General features: G+C 50.5%; 20 protein-coding genes. 14 read left to right on the top strand and 6 right to left on the bottom strand.

The genetic code is table 11. From position 1 onward, the window contains the following. The first annotated feature begins 38 nt into the window (after positions 1-38). The 5 genes from BMW97_RS04730 to BMW97_RS04710 are packed head-to-tail and all read left to right on the top strand — an operon-like array spanning position 39 to position 5,452. Positions 39-716, top strand: a complete 678-nt coding sequence (locus BMW97_RS04730) for a fimbrial biogenesis chaperone (protein WP_045910288.1) — start codon at positions 39-41, stop codon at positions 714-716. Between the two features lie 42 nt (positions 717-758). Next, on the top strand, positions 759-3,296 hold the full coding sequence (locus BMW97_RS04725; protein WP_045910289.1) for a fimbria/pilus outer membrane usher protein: 2,538 nt from the start codon (positions 759-761) through the stop codon (positions 3,294-3,296). Between the two features lies 1 nt (position 3,297). After that, entirely contained in the window at positions 3,298-4,245 is a 948-nt protein-coding gene (locus BMW97_RS04720; RefSeq protein ID WP_045910290.1) for a fimbrial protein, read from the top strand. A gap of 11 nt (positions 4,246-4,256) precedes the next feature. Further along, positions 4,257-4,769, top strand: a complete 513-nt coding sequence (locus BMW97_RS04715; protein ID WP_045910291.1) for a fimbrial protein — start codon at positions 4,257-4,259, stop codon at positions 4,767-4,769. 41 nt (positions 4,770-4,810) lie between these two features. Next, complete coding sequence (locus tag BMW97_RS04710) at positions 4,811-5,452, top strand: helix-turn-helix transcriptional regulator (RefSeq protein WP_045910292.1); 642 nt, start codon at positions 4,811-4,813, stop codon at positions 5,450-5,452. 15 nt (positions 5,453-5,467) lie between these two features. Here BMW97_RS04710 and BMW97_RS04705 read toward each other — a convergent pair whose 3' ends face one another. Continuing rightward, a complete protein-coding gene (locus BMW97_RS04705) occupies positions 5,468-6,106 on the bottom strand; it encodes a winged helix-turn-helix transcriptional regulator (protein ID WP_045910293.1) in 639 nt (212 codons plus the stop codon). 88 nt (positions 6,107-6,194) lie between these two features. Beyond that, positions 6,195-6,857, bottom strand: a complete 663-nt coding sequence (locus BMW97_RS04700) for a winged helix-turn-helix transcriptional regulator (RefSeq protein ID WP_045910294.1) — start codon at positions 6,855-6,857, stop codon at positions 6,195-6,197. Between the two features lie 405 nt (positions 6,858-7,262). Between BMW97_RS04700 and BMW97_RS04695 the strand changes: the two genes are divergently transcribed. From BMW97_RS04695 to BMW97_RS04660, 8 genes are all read left to right on the top strand, one after another. After that, complete coding sequence (locus BMW97_RS04695) at positions 7,263-7,781, top strand: fimbrial protein (RefSeq protein WP_045910295.1); 519 nt, start codon at positions 7,263-7,265, stop codon at positions 7,779-7,781. 61 nt (positions 7,782-7,842) lie between these two features. Next, positions 7,843-8,520, top strand: coding sequence for a fimbrial biogenesis chaperone (locus BMW97_RS04690; RefSeq protein ID WP_045910296.1), 678 nt, complete (start codon positions 7,843-7,845; stop codon positions 8,518-8,520). A 40-nt stretch (positions 8,521-8,560) separates the two neighbouring features. After that, positions 8,561-11,101 carry a fimbria/pilus outer membrane usher protein gene (locus BMW97_RS04685; RefSeq protein ID WP_045910297.1) on the top strand — a complete coding sequence of 847 codons (2,541 nt, stop codon included), beginning with the start codon at positions 8,561-8,563 and terminating at the stop codon, positions 11,099-11,101. 8 nt (positions 11,102-11,109) lie between these two features. Beyond that, positions 11,110-12,033, top strand: coding sequence for a fimbrial protein (locus BMW97_RS04680; RefSeq protein WP_072052290.1), 924 nt, complete (start codon positions 11,110-11,112; stop codon positions 12,031-12,033). 11 nt (positions 12,034-12,044) lie between these two features. Continuing rightward, positions 12,045-12,554, top strand: a complete 510-nt coding sequence (locus tag BMW97_RS04675; RefSeq protein WP_045910298.1) for a fimbrial protein — start codon at positions 12,045-12,047, stop codon at positions 12,552-12,554. 54 nt (positions 12,555-12,608) lie between these two features. Continuing rightward, positions 12,609-13,118 (top strand): fimbrial protein, encoded by a 510-nt coding sequence (locus tag BMW97_RS04670; protein WP_045910299.1) that lies wholly within the window; start codon positions 12,609-12,611, stop codon positions 13,116-13,118. A 43-nt stretch (positions 13,119-13,161) separates the two neighbouring features. After that, a complete protein-coding gene (locus BMW97_RS04665; RefSeq protein WP_072052291.1) occupies positions 13,162-13,848 on the top strand; it encodes an EAL domain-containing protein in 687 nt (228 codons plus the stop codon). Between the two features lie 3 nt (positions 13,849-13,851). Then, positions 13,852-14,493: a LuxR C-terminal-related transcriptional regulator gene (locus BMW97_RS04660; RefSeq protein ID WP_045910301.1), complete on the top strand. Its 642-nt coding sequence runs from the start codon at positions 13,852-13,854 to the stop codon at positions 14,491-14,493. Positions 14,494-14,559: 66 nt separating this feature from the next. Here the strand turns inward: BMW97_RS04660 and fdhF are convergent, their stop codons facing one another. The 4 genes from fdhF to ycgZ all read right to left on the bottom strand — a co-directional run bounded on the left by fdhF (position 14,560) and on the right by ycgZ (position 17,773). Beyond that, positions 14,560-16,710, bottom strand: coding sequence for a formate dehydrogenase subunit alpha (gene fdhF / locus BMW97_RS04655; RefSeq protein ID WP_045910302.1), 2,151 nt, complete (start codon positions 16,708-16,710; stop codon positions 14,560-14,562). A gap of 190 nt (positions 16,711-16,900) precedes the next feature. Then, the gene (locus tag BMW97_RS04650) at positions 16,901-17,179 is read right to left on the bottom strand and encodes a biofilm development regulator YmgB/AriR family protein (RefSeq protein ID WP_023327185.1); all 279 of its coding nucleotides are present in this window, start codon (positions 17,177-17,179) and stop codon (positions 16,901-16,903) included. 29 nt (positions 17,180-17,208) lie between these two features. Continuing rightward, entirely contained in the window at positions 17,209-17,529 is a 321-nt protein-coding gene (locus BMW97_RS04645) for a hypothetical protein (RefSeq protein ID WP_045910303.1), read from the bottom strand. A 4-nt stretch (positions 17,530-17,533) separates the two neighbouring features. Then, the gene (gene ycgZ, locus BMW97_RS04640; RefSeq protein WP_008500634.1) at positions 17,534-17,773 is read right to left on the bottom strand and encodes a regulatory protein YcgZ; all 240 of its coding nucleotides are present in this window, start codon (positions 17,771-17,773) and stop codon (positions 17,534-17,536) included. Positions 17,774-18,112: 339 nt separating this feature from the next. On the opposite strand from ycgZ, the gene BMW97_RS04635 reads away from it, so the two are divergent. After that, entirely contained in the window at positions 18,113-19,333 is a 1,221-nt protein-coding gene (locus BMW97_RS04635) for a diguanylate phosphodiesterase (protein WP_045910304.1), read from the top strand. The last annotated feature ends 94 nt before the right edge of the window (positions 19,334-19,427 follow it).

The following is a 19,427-nucleotide window of genomic DNA, read 5'->3' as shown; positions in this document are numbered from 1 at the left end:
ATGGGGCCACCCGGCCCCTTTGTTTTATGAGGTATTCAATGCGTTTTATCACAACAATCGGCCTGGCCGCGGCAGCGTTACCGCTGACATTTTCAATGGCCCATGCTGGCGTCATTATTGGCGGCACGCGCGTTATTTTCGACGGTGCAAAAAAAGAAGCATCCATTAGCGTGGACAATGCCGATAGCGTGCCCTTTTTAATTCAGTCGTGGATTGACGTGCCGGAGGGGAAAACAGATAAAGCACCTTTAATCATTACGCCTCCGCTTTATCGACTGGATGGTGGCCAGAAAAATATCGAACGCATTGTCATGACCGGGTCACTCCCTCAGGAACAAGAAAGTTTATTTTGGCTCAATATAAAAGCCATTCCTTCTGCAACGAAACAGGCTAATTCACTGCAAATTGCAGTTAAAACGCGTATCAAGTTGATTTATCGCCCGGCAAGTCTTCACGCGTCAACGCCCGAAGATCAGGCCGGAAAATTAACATGGCAACGCAACGGGAATGAAATTCAGGTAAAGAATCCGACTCCCTATGTCATCAATTTTAATGAAATATCCGTGGGCGGAAAAAAACTGGACGGTGTTTCGTATGTATTACCCGGCGCGTCGGCCCGATTCCCGTTATCTCATGGAACCCGCGGAAATACGCTGACGTTTAAAGTTATCAACGATTATGGAAGCCCCGGCGCGTTGCATCAAGCCAGTTTGTGATTTTGGCAAACGGTAATATCCGCATTACTCAGGTCATCCGCAATGAAAATACAACATCATAAAGTACGACGCCTGGCGACACTCATCGCTCTGGCGATGACGGGGTCTTCTCCCACGCTTTATGCCAGCGAAACGTTTAATACTGAACTGGTTGAGCTGGATAACCCTGGCATGGGGAAAGCCGATTTATCCGCGTTTGAAGCAGGCTCTCAGGCGCCGGGTACGTACCATGTTGATATTATTCTTGACGATCGGCTCATTGAGACCCGGGATATTACCTTTGACGCAGCGAAAACGCCCGACGGAAATGACGTATTACAGCCGTGCCTGAGCATTGAACAATTAAAACAGTGGGGCGTGAAGACAGCGCTGTTTCCTCAGCTGGCCTCAGCGAAAAGCACCTGTGCCGATCTTATGGCCATTCCGCTGTCCTCGACGGATTTCCAGTTCAACGCGCAGCGTCTGGTTATCAGTATTCCGCAGGCCGCTATCGATATACCGGCGCGTGGCTATGTGCCGCCGGAAATGTGGGACGAGGGTATCAATGCCGCCATGCTCAATTACAGCCTGAGCGGGGCCAATACCTGGGCGAAAACCGGTGAGGCTGCCAGAACTGACAGCCAGTATGCCAACCTGCGTCCGGGGATCAACATTGGGCCGTGGCGCCTGCGCAACTACACAACCTGGTCCCGGGAGGCGTCGGGTCAGGATAAATGGGACACCGTATACACCTATGCGCAGCGGGCTGTTATCCCCCTGAAGGCGCAGTTGACACTCGGCGACAGCTCTTCCCCGGCTGACGTGTTTGACAGTATGCCTTTTCGCGGCGGTCAGTTGGCATCCGACGATGACATGCTGCCGGATTCTCTGAAGGGCTACGCGCCCGTGGTTCGCGGTATTGCGCGCACGAATGCGCAGGTGGTGGTGCGCCAGAATGGCTATCAGATCTATCAGAGCTACATCGCCCCGGGGGCGTTTGAGATTACCGACATGTATCCGACGGGCGGTGCCGGGGATCTTGACGTGACAATCAAAGAGGCGGATGGAAGCGAACAGCATTTCACACTGCCTTACGCCTCACTGCCGGTGCTGCAGCGCGAAGGACGTCTGAAGTATGCCATCACGGGCGGTCAGTATCGCGCCTACAACAGCAGCGTGGAAAAGACGCCTTTCGGGCAACTGACAGGTATTTATGGTCTCCCGCATGGCCTGACGCTATACGGTGGCGTGCAGGGATCGGGCAAGTACCGCTCGTTCGCCGTTGGCGGGGGGACAAACATGGGGGATTTTGGTGCGCTCTCCACCGACGTCACCCAGGCCTGGTCTACACCGGATAACACGGCAAAAACCAGCGGGCAGTCCTGGCGCGCGCGGTATAGCAAGAACTTTATCGATACCGGAACGAACTTCTCGATTGCGGGGTATCGCTATTCGACCAGCGGCTACTACGGGATGCAGGAAGTGCTGGATTCCTGGGGAGACAGTGCCGCGCTGCAGGACAGGAGGCGTAACCGCGCCGAATTGACCATGAGCCAGACGCTGGGCGGGGATTTAGGTTCCCTGACCCTCAGCGCCGCGCGGGAAGACTACTGGAATTCGGGTAAATCGATGGCGTCCTGGAGCGTCGGGTATAACAACTACTGGCATAACATCAGTTATGGCGTGACCTGGACATACAGCAGAAACGCTAGCACAGCCTCTTATGGTAGCGGGAGCAGCAAAACGTATGACCACGATCAGCTTCTGGCATTTAACGTCAGTGTGCCGTTGGATAAATTCCTCCCGCAGACGTGGGCAAACTATGGCATGAACGCCAGCAAGAATAATGGCACCACGCACAACTTGGGTATGAACGGCGTGGCCCTGGAAAACCATGCCCTGAACTGGAACGTGCAGCAGGGCTACGGTACGGACGGCGTCGACTATACCGGCAACATGAACGGTGACTACAAAGGTACCTACGGCGAAGTGACTGCGGGCTATGGCTACGACAGGAGCAGCGAGCGCCTGAACTACGGCCTGCAGGGGGGGATCCTGGCCCACGCGGACGGTATCACCTTTTCCCAGCCGCTGGGGGAAACCAATGCCCTGATTAAGGCACCCGGCGCCCACGGGGTGGATATTCGAAACCAGTCCGGCATGCGAACGGACTACCGGGGCTTTACGATAGTCAGCAATCTCTCCGTGTACCGTAAAAACGACCTCACGCTCGATCCAGAAAATATGCCTGACGACGTTGAGCTGGAGATCAATACGCGTACGGTCACGCCGACGCGAGGGGCGGTCGTCAGGGCTGATTACCTTTCCAAAGTGGGGCGCAAGGTGCTGATGACCCTGATGGACAACGGCCGCTTCGTTCCGTTTGGGGCGGTGGTGACGCTCGCCGAAGACGGTCGCGGTGGCTTTATCGTTGGCGATCGAGGACAGGTCTATTTAACCGGCATGAGCGAGCAGGGGACACTGGTCGTGGCATGGGGAAATCAGTCCGCCCAGCAGTGTCGCGTGGATTTCACCCTGCCGAAACAGGCCACCTACGGTGGTGTCACCCTCATTAACGCCCTTTGCCGTCAGGAACTTTAAGATGAAAACGATGAAATTTATGCTGTTGCTCTGTTTTTTTGCGGGCTGGAATTATGCCCACGCCGGGACGTGCACGACGATCGTACCGCAGACGTCTACGCTGTCGGTAGGTACCCTCACCGTGCAGCGCGATGCGCCTGTGGGAACGGTGATATTTTCCGGGGCAGCGTCAAACACGGGATCCTATCTCACCGGCTGCAGCAATCCATTAATGCTGGGTTTTAGCATGCGTTATAACGGCGCCACGCTCAGTACCTATGGGAATCATGTTTACAACACCAACGTCAGCGGGATTGGGATCCGATTTTCATCGAACAATTATTTCGAAAACCCGAGCAATACATTCTCATATAACGCACAAACCTCATACGTCGACTGGTATGGCGGAAAAATTGAACTGGTGGTGACCGGGCCGGTTTCCTCAGGGGCGCTCACGCCCGGCGTAATCGGTGTGGTAACCCTTCAGGGCAGCGACGCTATTTATCGCGATGGTCTGATGACGCAGTTGAGCAGCGGAACGATCAATGCCCTGGCGTGCACGATCAATACGCCACAGTTGACCTTCGCCATTGGAAATATACCTGCCTCTTCCTTTAACGCAGGCGTGGGAACGTCGCCGGCAGGGGCGCAAAATACGCAGAATCTCGGATTAAACTGCAGCGCCGGGACCAATATTAACGTCACGTTAAGCGGCATTCAAAACCCGGATATCAGCAATACCAGCGTGATGGCCCTTACGGGGCAGGGTAATACCGGAACGGCAAAAGGGGTGGGCGTTCAGCTCCTCTATAACGGTACTCCGCTAGCCATGAACAGCCGCCTGCTATTAAAACAGTCCGCGGGTGGGGTCGAAACACTCCCATTAACGGCCCGTTATTATCAAACGCTGGGGACCGTTCAGTCGGGAACGGCCAACGCTTCGGCCACGCTTAATTTAACCTACCAGTAGCCGGTGAGAAGATGAAAATATCGCACAAAAAAACTCTCCTGCTTGCCCTGTTGAGCTGGAAGGCGTTTTCCGCCGATGCGGTCAATATCGGCGTAACGGGAAATATTGTTGCGTCGCCCTGCGTATTTAACGGGGGGAATACGAATCTGGATATCAACCTCGGCAATATTCAGGCTTCCAATATGGTGACGCCAGGGTCCACGTCAGACCCGGTTGCGTTCGATCTGCTCTTTACAAGCTGTCCGCTGGGAACCCGCAGCGTCACGGTGACGTTCGCAGGAACCCCTGATCCCGCAGCAGGCGCGGACTACTACATGAACAGCGGCTCGGCCACCGGCGTTGCCGTCGCCATGAGTGACGCCGCAACCGGCTCGCTTAAAGGGACGGGCTCCAGCATCACAAAGGCCATTGCGGCAGACAGCACTGCAACGATGCCTATGCAGGCCTGGATAAAATCCGCTTCAGGCGGTATTACGCCTGGAAGCATCAGTGCCGTTGTCGTGATGACGATGCAGTACAACTGAATGTCAGTGATACCTGTTTATTAAAGATGTTGGTATGAACTATGTTAAATATTCTGATTCAGGAAACGGATCTGTTTTTTCAGGCTGGGCTGCAGGACTTTTTAGAGAGTTTTTTTAAGCATAACTTTCATCGCACTATCACATTTAATCCTGGCTTAACCCATGAAAATGTCAGTCAGGCCGATATTATTATCCTGTCATTATGTCAGGGTGAGACACTGACCTGTTTTCCCGAGTTACTGGCCCGGCAAAAAGGGATTGTGATAGGGTTCGTCGACGATGAGCAGTCGGTTTCGGCGTTGCCCTCCTGCTTTCAGGACATCATTTTACTTCCTCGCCGTGCATCGATTGATCGAATCAGTGGCGAACTGTTTATCGCGTGGTTCAGGACGCGACTACCGGGTTACACGTGGACCAAAAGGAACTGTTTCAACTGCCAGCATAAAAGTTTATCCCGGCAACAAATTCGTATTATGGTGAATTTTTACAGAGGGCTGTCGGTTATGCAGACCGCTCACGCGCTCGAGATGAGCGAGAAAACGGTCTTTACCCACAAATATATAATGATGCAAAAATTTAATCTGCGAAACGATTACGAGATGATCGCATTGCTGAGAAGGTTGATGGAGAAAAAGAGCCGGCCGAACCTGCTTCGCGAATTCCTGGAAAACAATGACGCATGACCCAGTCATTATCTATCAAAATTTTTCAGGCAATTTAACAATATTGAGTAACACTCCTCTTTGCATTTCGATATAGCCGCCTTCTTTTAATGCCGACAGTATGCGCATCACGCCACTACGGGAGAGGTGGGTTTTATCTCTGATATAGCTTTCTGCAGTAACGTTGAGCCTGAATGAGGATTCTTCGTTTGAGAGGGCATAAAGTTGTGCGCTTACAATGTCATAAGCGGAAGGTCCCGTTAAATCTTCATAACTGTGAAATAGCTTACCTGCCAGGCCCATCAGATGATATGCCAGGGGCTCCCAAAGCTTATGATTCGTAATAGTCGTATTAACGAAATCCATTTTGAGGGTAACGATGTCACAGTTATTAAACGTTTTGATATAGCCGCGCATCTGGGTCTGATGCAGATTACTGAGGCCGATCACCGCGGGTCCTTGAACCGTTGCCATCGCTAAATCGTCGTTGCCGCGGTGAATCATGACGCGTCCTTTGAGTAATATATAACAGAGACGTTCATTGCCAACCACAAAATTTAATCGACGGCGTGGTAGCACTCTTTTCAAATCTGAACCGTGTTTAAGATAATCGATCAGCAATTTTGTCGCTGATGAAGGATCACATACCCATTTTGTGGAGAACTCATCGAGCATACGCGCGCCTGTCCGTCAAACCTTCCAGTAGTCATGGGATTCAGTATAGCGTGGATCCTGCTGAGTCTTCCTGAGGCGCCATTTTTGTTCAGTATTTCAGCGGTAAGTGATTGATAGAAATCAAAATTCCACGTTTAAGTTCAACGCATCCGGCATCACGAAGATCTGCAAGAATCCGCATTATACCGCTACGAGACAGGTAGGTTCTGCTTTGGATGTAATTCGCTGCGGTAATATTGCTGCGAATTCGCTCCGATTCGTTCATCAGCTCAAGCAACTGGAACCGGATTATCTCATATGAGGACATCTGCGATATCAACGTGCAATGCTCGTAAACGCGAGAAGCGGTGTAAATCACTAACTTGCATAAGCTTTCCCACAGTCCAAAACTCTCGATAAGCAGATTGAAGCGTTCCAGTGGAAGGCGACTCATCACAGCATTTTCATTCACTCGGACGTAAAGGTTTTCGGTCTGAGAGAACTGATTACTGATCCCCATAATGAAAGTCGCTTGTTCAGAGTTAAGCACCATACCATCGCCTCGACGGTTCAGCGTGACGCCGCCTTGATGAAGTATATAGCAGGTTCTTTTTTTACCGGAATGATAGCGCAGGATTTCGCCTTTATTCGCATTAAAACGTGTGGCAAAGGGAGCGATTTGTTCAATCATTTTATCGATATCACTCACGGGCTTGAATGCATGAGAAGGTGTAACCTCAGTGATTTCTCCCGTTGACATTTTAGTATTCATATTAATCACTCCAGACGCTCTTTATGTTTGTCAAAAGATGCGCCAGAGATTATCTATCCGAGGGGAGTGTAAATAAATAATAGGTTGGTTTCATAATGGACTCGCCCATTAACAAATATTTAATAATTTGAAATGGCCCACTTAAACAAATTTGCGTGTTAAATAATAGTTAAAATTAAAGTCCACTGTTGGGCTAAAAACCATTTGTCGGAAAAATTAAACTTCTGTAAATTTCGCCTCAGCAAGTGAGAGGATGAAAACAAAGTTATCGAATAAATATCTTTGCGTTCTGCTTACTGCACGTTGGAAATGAGATATCTGGCGCAAAAAATAAATGGTCTAAATCCATCTGGATGTTGCCGCCTAAATTTCGGTAATTTATAAAGTTATTAAGGAAATTAAATCATGAAAAAGAATATTATTGCTGCTGCTTTCGCTGCGACTGCTGCTCTGACCATGTCTAATGCTTTCGCTGCTGCTGGTACCGTTAATTTCACCGGCGAAATCATCGATGCAGCGTGCACCGTTGACGCGGGTTCTGTAAACCAGACCGTTGATCTGGGCCGTTACAGCAAATCTGAATTTACCGCTGCTGGCGATAAAACCGCTGCGACTAAATTCTCTATCGTTCTGACTGACTGCCCGGCAACCGTAACAGGTGCAACTATCAAGTTTGACGGTTCTGCGGACCCAGCAAACTCCAACCTGCTGGCTGTAACCGGTGGCGCAACGGGCGTTGCTATTAACCTGATGACGGCTGATAGCCAGGATCTGCCGCTGGCGGGCGTAAACAGCCACGTATACAGCCTGGCTGAAACTGTACCAAACACACTGGACTTCTTTGCTCAGTACGAAGCAACGTCTGCAACTGTCGGCGTAGGTCCAGCAAACGGTGTAGCTAACTTCTCCGTTAGCTACCAGTAATCTTCCTGACCGGAAACATATATGAGGGCCGGTATACGGCCCTTTTTTATCGAGGTGTAAAATGAATTTTCTTAGCAAAACTTTAATTGCCTGCGCAGTAATTTCAGCAAGCGTGTCCTTTGCCAATGCGGGTGTCATTATTGGCGGAACGCGTGTCGTCTATGATGGCAATAAAAAAGAAGCTTCCATTGATGTTAACAACCCGGATAAGACGCCGTACCTTATTCAGTCGTGGGTTGAAACATTAAATGGTGGCGCTGAGAAAGCTCCTTTTATTATCACCCCTCCGTTGTATCGACTCGATGGCGGCCAGCAAAATATTGAGCGTGTCGTAGTGACAGGCAACTTGCCACAGGATAAGGAAAGTCTTTACTGGCTAAATATTAAAGCGATACCGTCAGCGCCCAAAAAAGATAATACGCTGCAAATTGCGATCAAAACGCGCATTAAGCTGATTTATCGTCCGGCAGGATTAAAATCTCAGCAGCCGCAGGAGTTGAGTCATCAGTTAACCTGGCGCCGCAATGGAAACCAACTTCAGGTTACCAACCCAACCAGCTATGTCATTAACTTCAATGAAATCAGTCTGGGTGGTAAAAAAATTGAAAATGTTTCGTATGTACTTCCTGGGGAATCAATGAATTTCACGCTGCCTGCTGGCGCTAACTCAACCTCTATTAATTATAAAGTCATTAATGATTATGGGGCGGTGAGTGACGTGCAAAGCGCAAGCTTGTGAAAATAATTGGTTTTGGAATGTCGTTTCCAAGGTGACGTGAATGATGATAGTAAGGGAATATAATAATTTTAAACCTGCGCGATTGGCTTTATTAATTGCATTTGCCCTTGCTGGCTCAATGCAGAATGCCATGGCGCGTGATTACTTCAACCCGGACCTGGTTGAACTCGATAATCCGCAAAATGGGGGTAAAGCCGATCTCGCTGCGTTTGAAGCGGGCTCGCAGGCGCCGGGAACCTATCACGTCGATGTGATGCTGGATAACGAACTCGTTGATACGCGAGATATCGAATTCAAAACCTCAGGTGCTCCCAATGATGAGGGGAAATTAGAACCTTGTCTGACCGTGGAGCAGCTTAAAGAATGGGGCGTAAAAACCGAGCTGTTCCCGGCGCTGGCAGTGGACAACGAGCGTTGTGCGAACCTGCACGCGATACCTTCCGGATCCACTGAATTTCAGTTTGGCGCGCAGCGTCTGCTTATCAGTATCCCTCAGGCGGCAATTTCTCGTCAGGCCCGCGGATACGTTCCACCGGAACAGTGGGATGATGGAATCACGGCTGCACTGCTCAACTACAGCCTGAGTGGGGCCAATAACCGCTCGCGCAACGGGAGCAGTGATACCAGCAACACGCAGTACGCTAATTTGCGTCCGGGAATCAACATCGGGCCATGGCGTCTGCGCAACTACACGACCTGGTCACGAGATGAAGATGGCAAGGACAAATGGGATAGCGTTTATACCTACGCCCAGCGCGCGATCGTACCGCTAAAAGCGCAGATGACGCTCGGGGACAGCACTGCGCCTGCTGATGTTTTCGACAGCATGCCGTTCCGCGGTGCGCAGCTGGCCTCCGATGATGATATGCAACCCGATTCACTCAAAGGGTACGCACCCGTCGTCCGCGGTATCGCGCGTACCAATGCGCAGGTTATTGTCCGTCAGAATGGGTATGAGATTTATCAGACCTACGTTGCGCCTGGCGCCTTCGAGATTACGGATATGTATCCGACAGGGGGAGCTGGCGATCTGCAGGTCACGATAAAAGAGGCCGACGGTAGCATTCAACAGTTTACCGTTCCCTTTGCGTCACTGCCCGTACTGCAGCGAGAAGGGCGATTCAAGTACGCCGTCACGGGTGGGCAATATCGTTCCTACAACGGTAGTGTAGATAAGACGCCGTTTGCGCAAATTACGGGCATCTATGGCTTACCGTATGGCTTGACGGCTTACGGCGGTGGTCAAACGTCGAGCCACTACCAGTCGGTCGCTGCCGGTATGGGCAAGAATATGGGAGATCTCGGCGCAGTTTCTGTCGACGTCATTCAGGCATGGTCTACCCCACAAAATCTGCCGAGCGATAGCGGCCAGTCCTGGCGCGCCCGTTACAGTAAAAACTTTGTCGACACCGGCACTAACTTTGCGATTGCAGGCTACCGCTATTCGACCAAAGGCTTTTACGGCATGCAGGAAGTACTTGATTCCTATGGCGATAACGGTGTGATGCAAAACAGACGTCGTAACCGTATGGAGCTGACAATGAACCAGTCTCTTGGCGGTTCGTTAGGCTCGATCATGGTGAGCGCCGTTCGTGAAGATTACTGGAATTCCGGGCGAGCGATGGAGTCCTGGAGTCTGGGGTATAACAATTTCTGGAACGGCATCAGCTACGGTTTGACGTATACCTCAACGCGTAACGGGACGCCTGGTACATACGGTAACCCTACGAGCTATGACAAAGACCGGATGGTGGCATTTAACATTAGCGTGCCGCTGGATAAATTCCTGCCGCAGACGTGGGCAAACTACAGCGTTAATAACAGTAAAAATAACGGAACGACCCATACGGTTGGCATCAACGGGACCGCGCTGGATAACAATGCCCTGAACTGGAACGTTCAACAGGGGTACGGTAGTGACAATGTCGGATACAGCGGCAACGTGAACGGTGATTACAAGGGTACCTATGGTGAGGTGACGGCCGGATACAGCTACGACCAGAATAATAAGCGTCTGAACTATGGTATTCAGGGCGGCGTCATCGCGCATGCTGACGGCGTGACGTTATCGCAACCGCTGGGAGAAACGAACGTCCTGGTAAAAGTCCCGGGGGCGAAAGGTCTGACGGTACGAAACCAAACGGGCGCGAAAACGGACTATCGGGGATATACAACGGTAAATAACGTCAACGTCTACCGTAAAAACGATATTGTAATCGATCCAGAAAGTATGTCCGATGATGTAGAACTGGATCTCACGACCCGAACCGTTGTGCCAACGCGTGGGGCTGTTGTTCGCGCTGAATACACTGCCAACGTCGGTCAACGTGCATTATTTACGTTATTGCGTGGTAACGGAAAGCCTGTTCCATTTGGGGCGATTGTCAGCGTCAATGGGATTAAAAACAGTGGCTTTATTGTCGGTGATAATGGACAGGTTTATCTCACAGGCTTAGGCGAGAATGTCGACCTAATTGCTCAGTGGGGTGAGGGTAGTGATAAACAGTGTAAAGCCTCATATATTTTAAAACCTACTGATGTTAAAAATAACATTGCGGTTGTCAGTACTGTCTGTCGATAGGAAAGAAAATGAATGCATTTAAATATTTTTTGCTGTTGCTTTTGACATTAATATCCGTAGAAAGCTTTGCAGGCTGTACGAACAATATCTCTGCGCAAAACTTTAATTTGAATTTTAGTACAATTACTGCGCAGCGCGATGTGGCGCCGGGAACGGTTGTCGCTGCACAGTCGGGTATTTACAATGTGAATTTCTCATGTACTGATTCCACGAATAATTATCAGGAAGCGATGAGTGGTAGTTCCCTTGGGAATAGTCTCTATGATATAGGCGTAAGTGGATACGGCATTCGTGTGTCAGAAAATGATTCAGGCGGCGGTTTCCATCATTACTTTCCGATGTCATTTACTATTGGCAGCTATAGTGCTTCTTATATGTATAAAGTTGAGTTGGTCAGGACTACCGCTCCAGCTGTATCAGGTGCACTTCGCAGTGGACAAATTGCTAACATATCTATTTCAAACCAATTTTTCATTGCGACATGGAACATTACTGGCGGAAGCATTACGACACTTGCCTGCAGTCTTTCTTCGGGCTCGCTGAGTTTTCCGATAGGTAATATCCCTGCGACAAGTTTTGGCTCAACAGTGGGTACAACGCCAGCCAATGCTCAGGTTGCCCAGAATCTCGGATTGAGCTGCAATCCTGGCGCAAATATCAACATTTCTTTAAGTGGACAGCAAAACCCTGATGTGGCCAATACCAGCGTTTTAGCCTTATCGGGCCAGGGTGGTCCGGGGGTGGCACAGGGAGTGGGGGTGCAAATATTATATGGTGGCACACCTCTCAATCTTAATAATACCGTTTTCCTTAAGCAATCTGGCGGTGGGCTGGAGTCATTCCCAATCGTAGCCCGTTATTATCAAACTAAGACGGCAGTGAGTCCAGGTACGGCGAATGCAACCGCAACATTAAATATTACTTATCAATAGGAGGGTAAATCATGAATTTTAAACTTATGGCTATTGCGGCGATGGTATCTTTTTCATCCATGGCGGCTGATACGGTAAATATTAACGTTACGGGTACTATTGTTGCTTCTCCTTGCGTAATCAATGGAGGAAGTGCCAACCTGAACGTGGATTTAGGTTCGACTATTCAGGCCTCTACACTTGCCAGTGCGGGAGCAACCTCTACCCCCGTGGCATTTACTCTTCCGATAACAGCATGCCCTGTAGGAACGAGTAGTGTGCAAGTAACCTTCAGCGGAACGCCGGACCCTGTCGCAGGTGCCAACTATTATAAGAGCACAGGGACCGCGACTAACGTAGCGGTGGGGCTGTATCAGGCCAGCAATGGCAATCTGTTGGGGAACGGGAGTTCTGTGACCCAAACCGTTCAAGGCGATCGTACCGCCTCGTTAGCTATGCAGGCAAAAGCTTATTCTGCATCGGGTAGCGTCATGCCGGGAACCATTAATTCCGTTATTGTTGCCACCATGCAATATAACTGATTAATTATGATTAAAGCTGAACGCCCGCTTATAAGCGGGTGCCAGAGGTGTGCTATGTTTATAAAAAATTATTCGATCGTATTGGTTTTTTTAACCTTACCGCTAATGGGTAGAGCGGACTCCAATATTAATATTTCCGGCCAGGTCATTGCCAGCCCGTGTGTCGTTGACACGGGCACCGTTTCTAAAGTGGTCAATCTGGGGGAAGATACCAAGCAGAATCTCATCAATGCCGGTGATGGAGGCGTTTGGTCTGACTTTGATCTACTGGTGCAAAGCTGTCCTGCAGGCACCAGTAGCGTAACGGCCAAATTTACGGGCAATGCCGATACGCAAGATCCCACCGCATGGAAAAACAGCGGGACCAGCAACAATGTTGCATTACGTATCGCCAGCAGGGATCATGCGACAACATATAGCGTAAACAGCACAATGCAGGTGAATGTCGATAGCAGCACGCGCAGTTCAACATTTCCGCTGTCAGCGAGAATGTTTACGCCGCAAGGAAATTCCACTGCCGGAACGTTCCTGTCGGTAATGAACGTTGATTTTACCTATCAATAACGGCTGAAATATCTTTTCCAAGAAAAATAAGTTTGAGACTTCCATGCTGATAAATTCCTTGCTTGAGCATGCTATATGTGGTGTTCGGTTCCAGCCTATCTATTCTTCACAGGAAAAAAAGATAAAGGCATGGGAAATGCTAAGTGCCTTACGCCAGGGGATCGACTGCGAAACCTTTTTTGAAAAGATGTCTTTAAATGCTAGCTTTCGTTTATTACGCTGGCAGTTGCGTATAGCTTCTCTGTGTGTAGACAGTGAAGCCTATTTTATTAATGTGCCTGCGAAATTACTCTGCCGTTCAGTTTTGATTGATGAACTATTGCCCAGCCTGCACTCTGGCATTGTTATTGAGATACAAGATCCCTGTAATTTTATTTCATTGTCAAAAAAAGAACAGGAGGTTTTTTACTCCATGCATCAAAAAATAAAAAATACAGGTGCAAAGATATGGCTGGATGATATTAAACATGAGCATTTGTCACTGCTGGGTGAACGCATTTGTTTATTTGACGGTGTCAAGGTAGATAAAATGAGCCTATGGGAAAACAGAGGTTCCCCATGGGTATTAAAGTCAATGATTGCCTACTGCTCGTTGATGGTAGAGCAGGTGCTTATAGAGGGCATCGAAGATAACGAACTACTTGCATTGGCTCAGGGTACAGGATGCAATTTAATGCAAGGATTTCTTTGGCCTGAGAAAAGGTTCAGTATTGATTATGTCCCGGTCTGATAAATGATAAATGTTTTAATTAAAGAAGAAGATTTTTTATATCACCATAGCCTTAGGTCATTTATTGGCGATTTTTTTAAAAATGAATATGCGAAAAATGTCAATTTTCTCAAAGGCTATGTGCCTGAGAATATTGCCCGGGCGGAAATTATCGTTTATGCGTTCAGTAAGGGTGAACACCATACCTGCTTTCCAGAATTAAAAAGTGCGCGTAAATGCGTCATCATTGGTATTACTGAAGCGGAAGAACCGTCATCATCATTTTTACCGTTCTGCATTCAGCAGACTTATTTTGTATCACGCTCAGCACCACTCTATCTGTTGAAAAGGGTATTCCGTCAGGCATGGGTGGCCTACAGTGCGTCAGCTATCCCTGTCTTTTTAAAAGCCTGTGAAAGCTGTAAGCATAAAACGTTATCACAGCGCGAACTCAATATTATGGCCGGTCTTTACAAGGGGGAATCCGTCAAAAACATAGCCAGAGAGATGATGCTCACGCCAAAGACGATCTATGCCCATAAGTATGCTGTTATGCATAAGTTCAACCTGAGCAGTGAACACGAGTTGCTTGAGCTCCTGAACCGCTTACTGGAAAAACGCTGTAACCCCAATTTGTTTCGCGAAGCATTAGAGCAGTTTCGTTAGTGTTTACCCGGCGCCAAAAACACTTATCCTTGGGCCGGGTAGATCAGAAGCTACAGGGTGTTTCCCTTAGATATTCACCGCGTTAATCAGCCGCGACTTCATGGACTGATACGCCGACGCGGCATAGTCCTCCGCCCAGCGCTGGTCCTCAATCGCCTCCAGTTGCACCGCGCAGTACTTCGTTTCCGGGGTTTTGGAGATGGGATCGAGGTTGTCCTGGGTCAGCTCGTTGCAGGCGCCAATCCACCACTGATAGGTCATATAGACGGCCCCGGCGTTGATACGCTCGCTGATGCTGGCGCGGGTAATCACTTTCCCGCGACGTGAACGTACCCAGACCAGCTGCCCGTCAGTAATGCCCAGCTTTTCTGCATCGGCAGGGTTCATTTGCACCCGACCCGGCTCGTCGGCCAGGCTTTGAAGCGCGGCGCAGTTCCCGGTCATGGAGCGGCAGGAGTAGTGTCCCACCTCGCGTACCGTACACAGCACCAGCGGGAAATCCGCATCCGGGGTTTCCGCCGGCGCGCGCCACGGTGCGGCAAAGAGTTGCCCTTTACCGCTCGGCGTGTCGAACTGATTGTCTTTGTACAGGTACGGCGTACCGGGGTGATCCAGCGTCGGGCAGGGCCACTGCACGTGGCCCATCTCGCCCATTTTTTCATACGTAACGCCGTAGAAGAGCGGGCACAGCGCGCGCATCTCGTCCCAGATTTGCTGGTTGGAGTCATAATGCATCGGGTAGCCCATCTCGGTGGCGAGCAGGCTGATGATCTCCCAGTCGCGCTTCACGTTGCCGCTGGCGTCGATGGCTTTGCCAAAACGCTGGAAGCCGCGATCGGCACAGGTAAAGACGCCGCCGTGTTCACCCCAGGAGGTGGCCGGGAGCAGAACGTCCGCCACCTCTGCCGTTTTGGTCATAAAGATGTCCTGAACCACGACAAAATCTAGCGCCTCAAAACCGCTGCGCACCAGGCCGAGATCGGCTTCGGTCTGGAGCGGGTCTTCCCCCATGATGTAATAGGCTTTGACCTTGCCTTCCAGAGCAAGATGCGGCACTTCGGTAATGCGCGTCCCGACGCGATCGTCCATCGCATTGACGTTAATTCCCCAGGCGTCGGCGAACTTCTGCCTGACCGCCGGATCGGTCACATCCTGATAGCCGGGGAACATATTCGGCAGAACGCCCATATCGCAGGCACCCTGTACGTTGTTCTGACCGCGCACCGGCCCGACGCCGACGGCAGGGCGACCGAGATTCCCGGTCAGCAGCGCCAGGCTGGACAGCCCTTTGACCACATCCACAGCCTGTCCAAACTGGGTCACGCCCATCCCCCACATCACGGTGGCGGAAGGGGCCGCCGCGAAGGTGCGCATTGCCTGGCGGACGTCACGGGCGGGGATGCCGGTAAGATGTTCGACCTTTTCCGGCGCATAGTCTTTTACCGTTTGCCGGTAGGCCTCAAGCCCCTCCGTAAAACGCGCCACGTAGTTTTTATCGTACAGCTCTTCTTCCAGCAGCACATAGCCAAAGGCGTTCACCAGCGCCATGTTGCTGCCATTTTTCAGCTGCAGATGTTGGTCGGCAATACGCGCCGTTTCAATACGCCGCGGATCGCAGACGATAATTTTTGCGCCGTTTTCACGCGCTTTCAGCACGCGGCGGGCGACGATAGGGTGGGAGTCCGCGCAGTTATAGCCAAAGACCAGCAGGCATTTTGAGTTTTCAATATCGCTAATGGAGTTGCTCATCGCGCCGTTACCGAGCGTTTCCTGTAAACCGGCGACGGACGGGCCATGACAGACGCGCGCACAGCAGTCCACGTTGTTGGTGTTCAGCACCGCGCGGGCAAACTTTTGCATCACATAGTTGGTTTCATTGCCGGTTCCGCGCGAGGAGCCGGTGGTCATGATCGACCGCGGCCCGTGCTGCGCTTTAATACTGCTGAGCCTGTGGGCGGTGTAGCGGATCGCCTCTTCCCAGGTAACGGGGGTGAAGGCTTCGCCTTTGCGGTAGCGGATCATGGGCTGGGTGAGGCGAGGGGTGAGCAGACGGGTATCGTTAAGGAAGTCCCAGCCGTAAAATCCTTTCAGACATAAAGTGCCCTGGTTTGTGACTCCCGCTGCCGCTTCGGCACGGATGATACGGTTATTTTCAACGACAAGGTTCAATTTACAGCCTGCACCGCAGTACGGGCAGACGCTGGCGATCTTTTTCATCAATAACAGACCTGTTAAGAAATGAAGCAAAGTTGACTGGAAACCCAGTCCCGTATGAGTAAATAAGCAGGAACCGTGCCAGGTTGATTTTGCGTGGATTACAAGGCGTTATGCGGGGAGGGCGCGTGTCATCGTCAGGCCGATCGTCAGTTTTGACGATGACACGTTAGGGGGCGTGGCGAGCAGGAACTCAGAGATCGTCCATCGTGTAACCCACCACGATTTCTAGCGTCTTGCGAATCACATCCGCCTGAACCACGTCGTTGGTGGCTTCCAGCGTCTGAATGAGCCAGAGGATGATCGCCTTATTGGACAGATGCCCTTCGGAGGCCAGAACACAGCGTACTGCAGTAGAAAAAATAGCGGACTCTTCAGCAAAACGATCGCCTGCATGGCGGAAATACTCCGCCAGCGCACTGTCTAAAAAAGCAGAGTGGTATTCGGGTTGAAGCTGAATATTTTGTCTCATTTGTTCTCACCGTAGCTGTTAAATTGCAGTCAATGTATTTTTTTGGGATCGGACGGTTTTCCACTTCCAAATAACGGCACAACATTGTCTCGGGTATCGTTGAGAGATCCCTCTCTTTTCGTTCGTCCTTGCGCGGTTCTGCGACGTGTAAAGGCGGTGCTGTTTGAGCCGATCTCGGCAATCACCACCGCAAGTGTCTCCCGCCGCTGGGGATCCTTTTCATGTTCTTTCATGACCCGCAGACGCTGTAGCAAGCCTTCAGTTGTCACCGGTCCCCGCTCTTTCAGAAGAGAGAGAACGGCTTCACCGATAAGCTGGTCTATCAGTCGGTCTGCGTTACTGCTATTCATATCCTTACCGTTCGAAGAGCAGACCAAGCAGCATGTGGTAATGCTCTTCCTCTTCCGGGCCGTCGGCCTTTTCGAGGCGACTCAGCAATTTTGTACAAAGCGATTTGCGATTAAGGTTTCGCCCGTCGCTGAGAATTTCAACAACCACCTGGCCCAGCGTTTCCTGCTGGGTAGGAAGCGCGGCTTTTTCGAAGTACTGTGCGATTGCTGCTGCGGAATCTGCGACGTAACCTTTCTGCTGCATGTTTCGCTCCTGTAAAATTTTGTAATCAGTAACGTTACATTTAAGGTATACATAATTTCCAAATCTGTACATCTAAAATGTACAGTTTTTTAGATTTTTTACGATATATCTTATAAATCATTTATTTTTCATTGCGTTGGGTTGGCGTTGTGATGGGGGGCGAGTGCAGGATATATTGTACAAAAAGCGCAGGTGCTGGTAAGTTGTACAGCCGAGTCAAAAGGTCTCATTAACTGCCGTAAATGGTTGAGATGTAAATTATTTGTCAGGCAATTAATGTGCTATAAATGAACATTACCCACGTCTTTCGTGGCCAAAACCCTAACCCCCAGGAATAGCATGCTCACAACCATCATTTACCGCAGTCATATCTGCGAGGACGTTCCAGTGAAAGCGCTGGAAGCAATGGTCGCTGCTGCAAATCGTAAAAATCGGCAATCCAATGTCACGGGGATCTTGCTGTTTAACGGCACACATTTTTTTCAACTGCTGGAAGGGCCGGTTGAGCACGTTTCGGCTATCTATGAGCAGATCTGCAACGACCCGCGCCACCATAACGTGGTCGAGTTAATGCGCGATCACGGGCCTGTCCGGCGTTTTGGCAACGTAGGTATGGAGCTTTTTGATTTGCGCCACTTCGACAGGGACGAGGTACTGCAGCAGGTGCTCAATAAGGGGACGACACGCTACCAGCTGACGTATAACGACCGCCCTCTGCAGTTTTTCCGCACCTTTGTCGAGGCCACGGAAAAAGCGAACTATTTTGAACTGCCGCCTGCGGACTCATGGGAATTCGTTCGCGAAGAAACGCGCTTGTCCGCGCAACCTGAGGTGGTCGCGAAGGGGGCGGATTGCAGCTTCGCGTTCCAGCCGATAGTCGATCCATTTATGCAGCAGGTTGTCTCCTGGGAGGCGCTTCTCCGCACCCCGTCCGGCGACTCGCCGGGGGCTTATTTCGCCAGCCTTCCGCATGAGGAAGTCTACGCTTCCGATTTGCAAAGCAAGCAGGTGGCGCTCTCCATGGCCAGCGCGCTGGGGTTACAGGACCAGACGTTATCCCTTAACCTGCTGCCTATGACGCTGGTTAACATTCCCAACGCCGTGGATTTTCTGCTTACCGCGATCGAAGCAAACGGTTTTGTACCTGAACAAATCGTGGTGGAGTTCACCGAGAGCGAAGCCATTTCCCGCTTTGATGAGTTCACGGATTCGGTCAGGCAGTTAAAAAGCGCGGGTATCAGCGTGACGATCGATCACTTTGGTGCCGGTTTTGCCGGGCTGCAGCTACTGGCCCACTTCCAGCCTGACAGAATTAAGATTAATCGTGATTTGGTCGCGAACGTGCATAAAAGTGGCCCCCGACAGGCCATTATTCAGGCCATCATCAAATGCTGTTCCTCGCTTGAAATCCAGTTCTGCGCGGTTGGAGTAGAGAAGGCGGAAGAGTGGATGTGGCTGGAATCTGCGGGGATTTCCCAGTTCCAGGGGCATCTTTTTGCCAGCCCCCGGCACGGCGGGATTCCAGCCATTGCGTGGCCGGAGAAAAAGTTCGAATTGTGATAAAGCTGTACACAATCGGACAGACGTAACTGTACGAACGGTAAATTTTATACAACAATGTATTAACAGGTGAATGGCGTCGTAAGCCATTCAC

It is taken from the genome of Enterobacter sp. NFIX58 (genome assembly GCF_900110475.1).
GTDB lineage: Bacteria > Pseudomonadota > Gammaproteobacteria > Enterobacterales > Enterobacteriaceae > Enterobacter > Enterobacter quasiroggenkampii.
This window is presented reverse-complemented; position numbering and strand designations above follow the sequence as displayed.

Coding starts and splice junctions, on each gene's coding strand:
- BMW97_RS04700 (WP_045910294.1), bottom strand. CDS start 6,857: ATGAATACTAAAATGTCAACGGGAGAAATCACTGAGGTTACACCTTCT.
- BMW97_RS04720 (WP_045910290.1), top strand. CDS start 3,298: ATGAAAACGATGAAATTTATGCTGTTGCTCTGTTTTTTTGCGGGCTGG.
- BMW97_RS04705 (WP_045910293.1), bottom strand. CDS start 6,106: ATGCTCGATGAGTTCTCCACAAAATGGGTATGTGATCCTTCATCAGCG.
- BMW97_RS04645 (WP_045910303.1), bottom strand. CDS start 17,529: ATGAATAGCAGTAACGCAGACCGACTGATAGACCAGCTTATCGGTGAA.
- BMW97_RS04650 (WP_023327185.1), bottom strand. CDS start 17,179: ATGAGACAAAATATTCAGCTTCAACCCGAATACCACTCTGCTTTTTTA.
- BMW97_RS04665 (WP_072052291.1), top strand. CDS start 13,162: ATGCTGATAAATTCCTTGCTTGAGCATGCTATATGTGGTGTTCGGTTC.
- BMW97_RS04685 (WP_045910297.1), top strand. CDS start 8,561: ATGATGATAGTAAGGGAATATAATAATTTTAAACCTGCGCGATTGGCT.
- BMW97_RS04670 (WP_045910299.1), top strand. CDS start 12,609: ATGTTTATAAAAAATTATTCGATCGTATTGGTTTTTTTAACCTTACCG.
- BMW97_RS04715 (WP_045910291.1), top strand. CDS start 4,257: ATGAAAATATCGCACAAAAAAACTCTCCTGCTTGCCCTGTTGAGCTGG.
- BMW97_RS04660 (WP_045910301.1), top strand. CDS start 13,852: ATGATAAATGTTTTAATTAAAGAAGAAGATTTTTTATATCACCATAGC.
- BMW97_RS04695 (WP_045910295.1), top strand. CDS start 7,263: ATGAAAAAGAATATTATTGCTGCTGCTTTCGCTGCGACTGCTGCTCTG.
- fdhF (WP_045910302.1), bottom strand. CDS start 16,710: ATGAAAAAGATCGCCAGCGTCTGCCCGTACTGCGGTGCAGGCTGTAAA.
- BMW97_RS04675 (WP_045910298.1), top strand. CDS start 12,045: ATGAATTTTAAACTTATGGCTATTGCGGCGATGGTATCTTTTTCATCC.
- BMW97_RS04710 (WP_045910292.1), top strand. CDS start 4,811: ATGTTAAATATTCTGATTCAGGAAACGGATCTGTTTTTTCAGGCTGGG.
- BMW97_RS04730 (WP_045910288.1), top strand. CDS start 39: ATGCGTTTTATCACAACAATCGGCCTGGCCGCGGCAGCGTTACCGCTG.
- BMW97_RS04725 (WP_045910289.1), top strand. CDS start 759: ATGAAAATACAACATCATAAAGTACGACGCCTGGCGACACTCATCGCT.
- ycgZ (WP_008500634.1), bottom strand. CDS start 17,773: ATGCAGCAGAAAGGTTACGTCGCAGATTCCGCAGCAGCAATCGCACAG.
- BMW97_RS04635 (WP_045910304.1), top strand. CDS start 18,113: ATGCTCACAACCATCATTTACCGCAGTCATATCTGCGAGGACGTTCCA.
- BMW97_RS04690 (WP_045910296.1), top strand. CDS start 7,843: ATGAATTTTCTTAGCAAAACTTTAATTGCCTGCGCAGTAATTTCAGCA.
- BMW97_RS04680 (WP_072052290.1), top strand. CDS start 11,110: ATGAATGCATTTAAATATTTTTTGCTGTTGCTTTTGACATTAATATCC.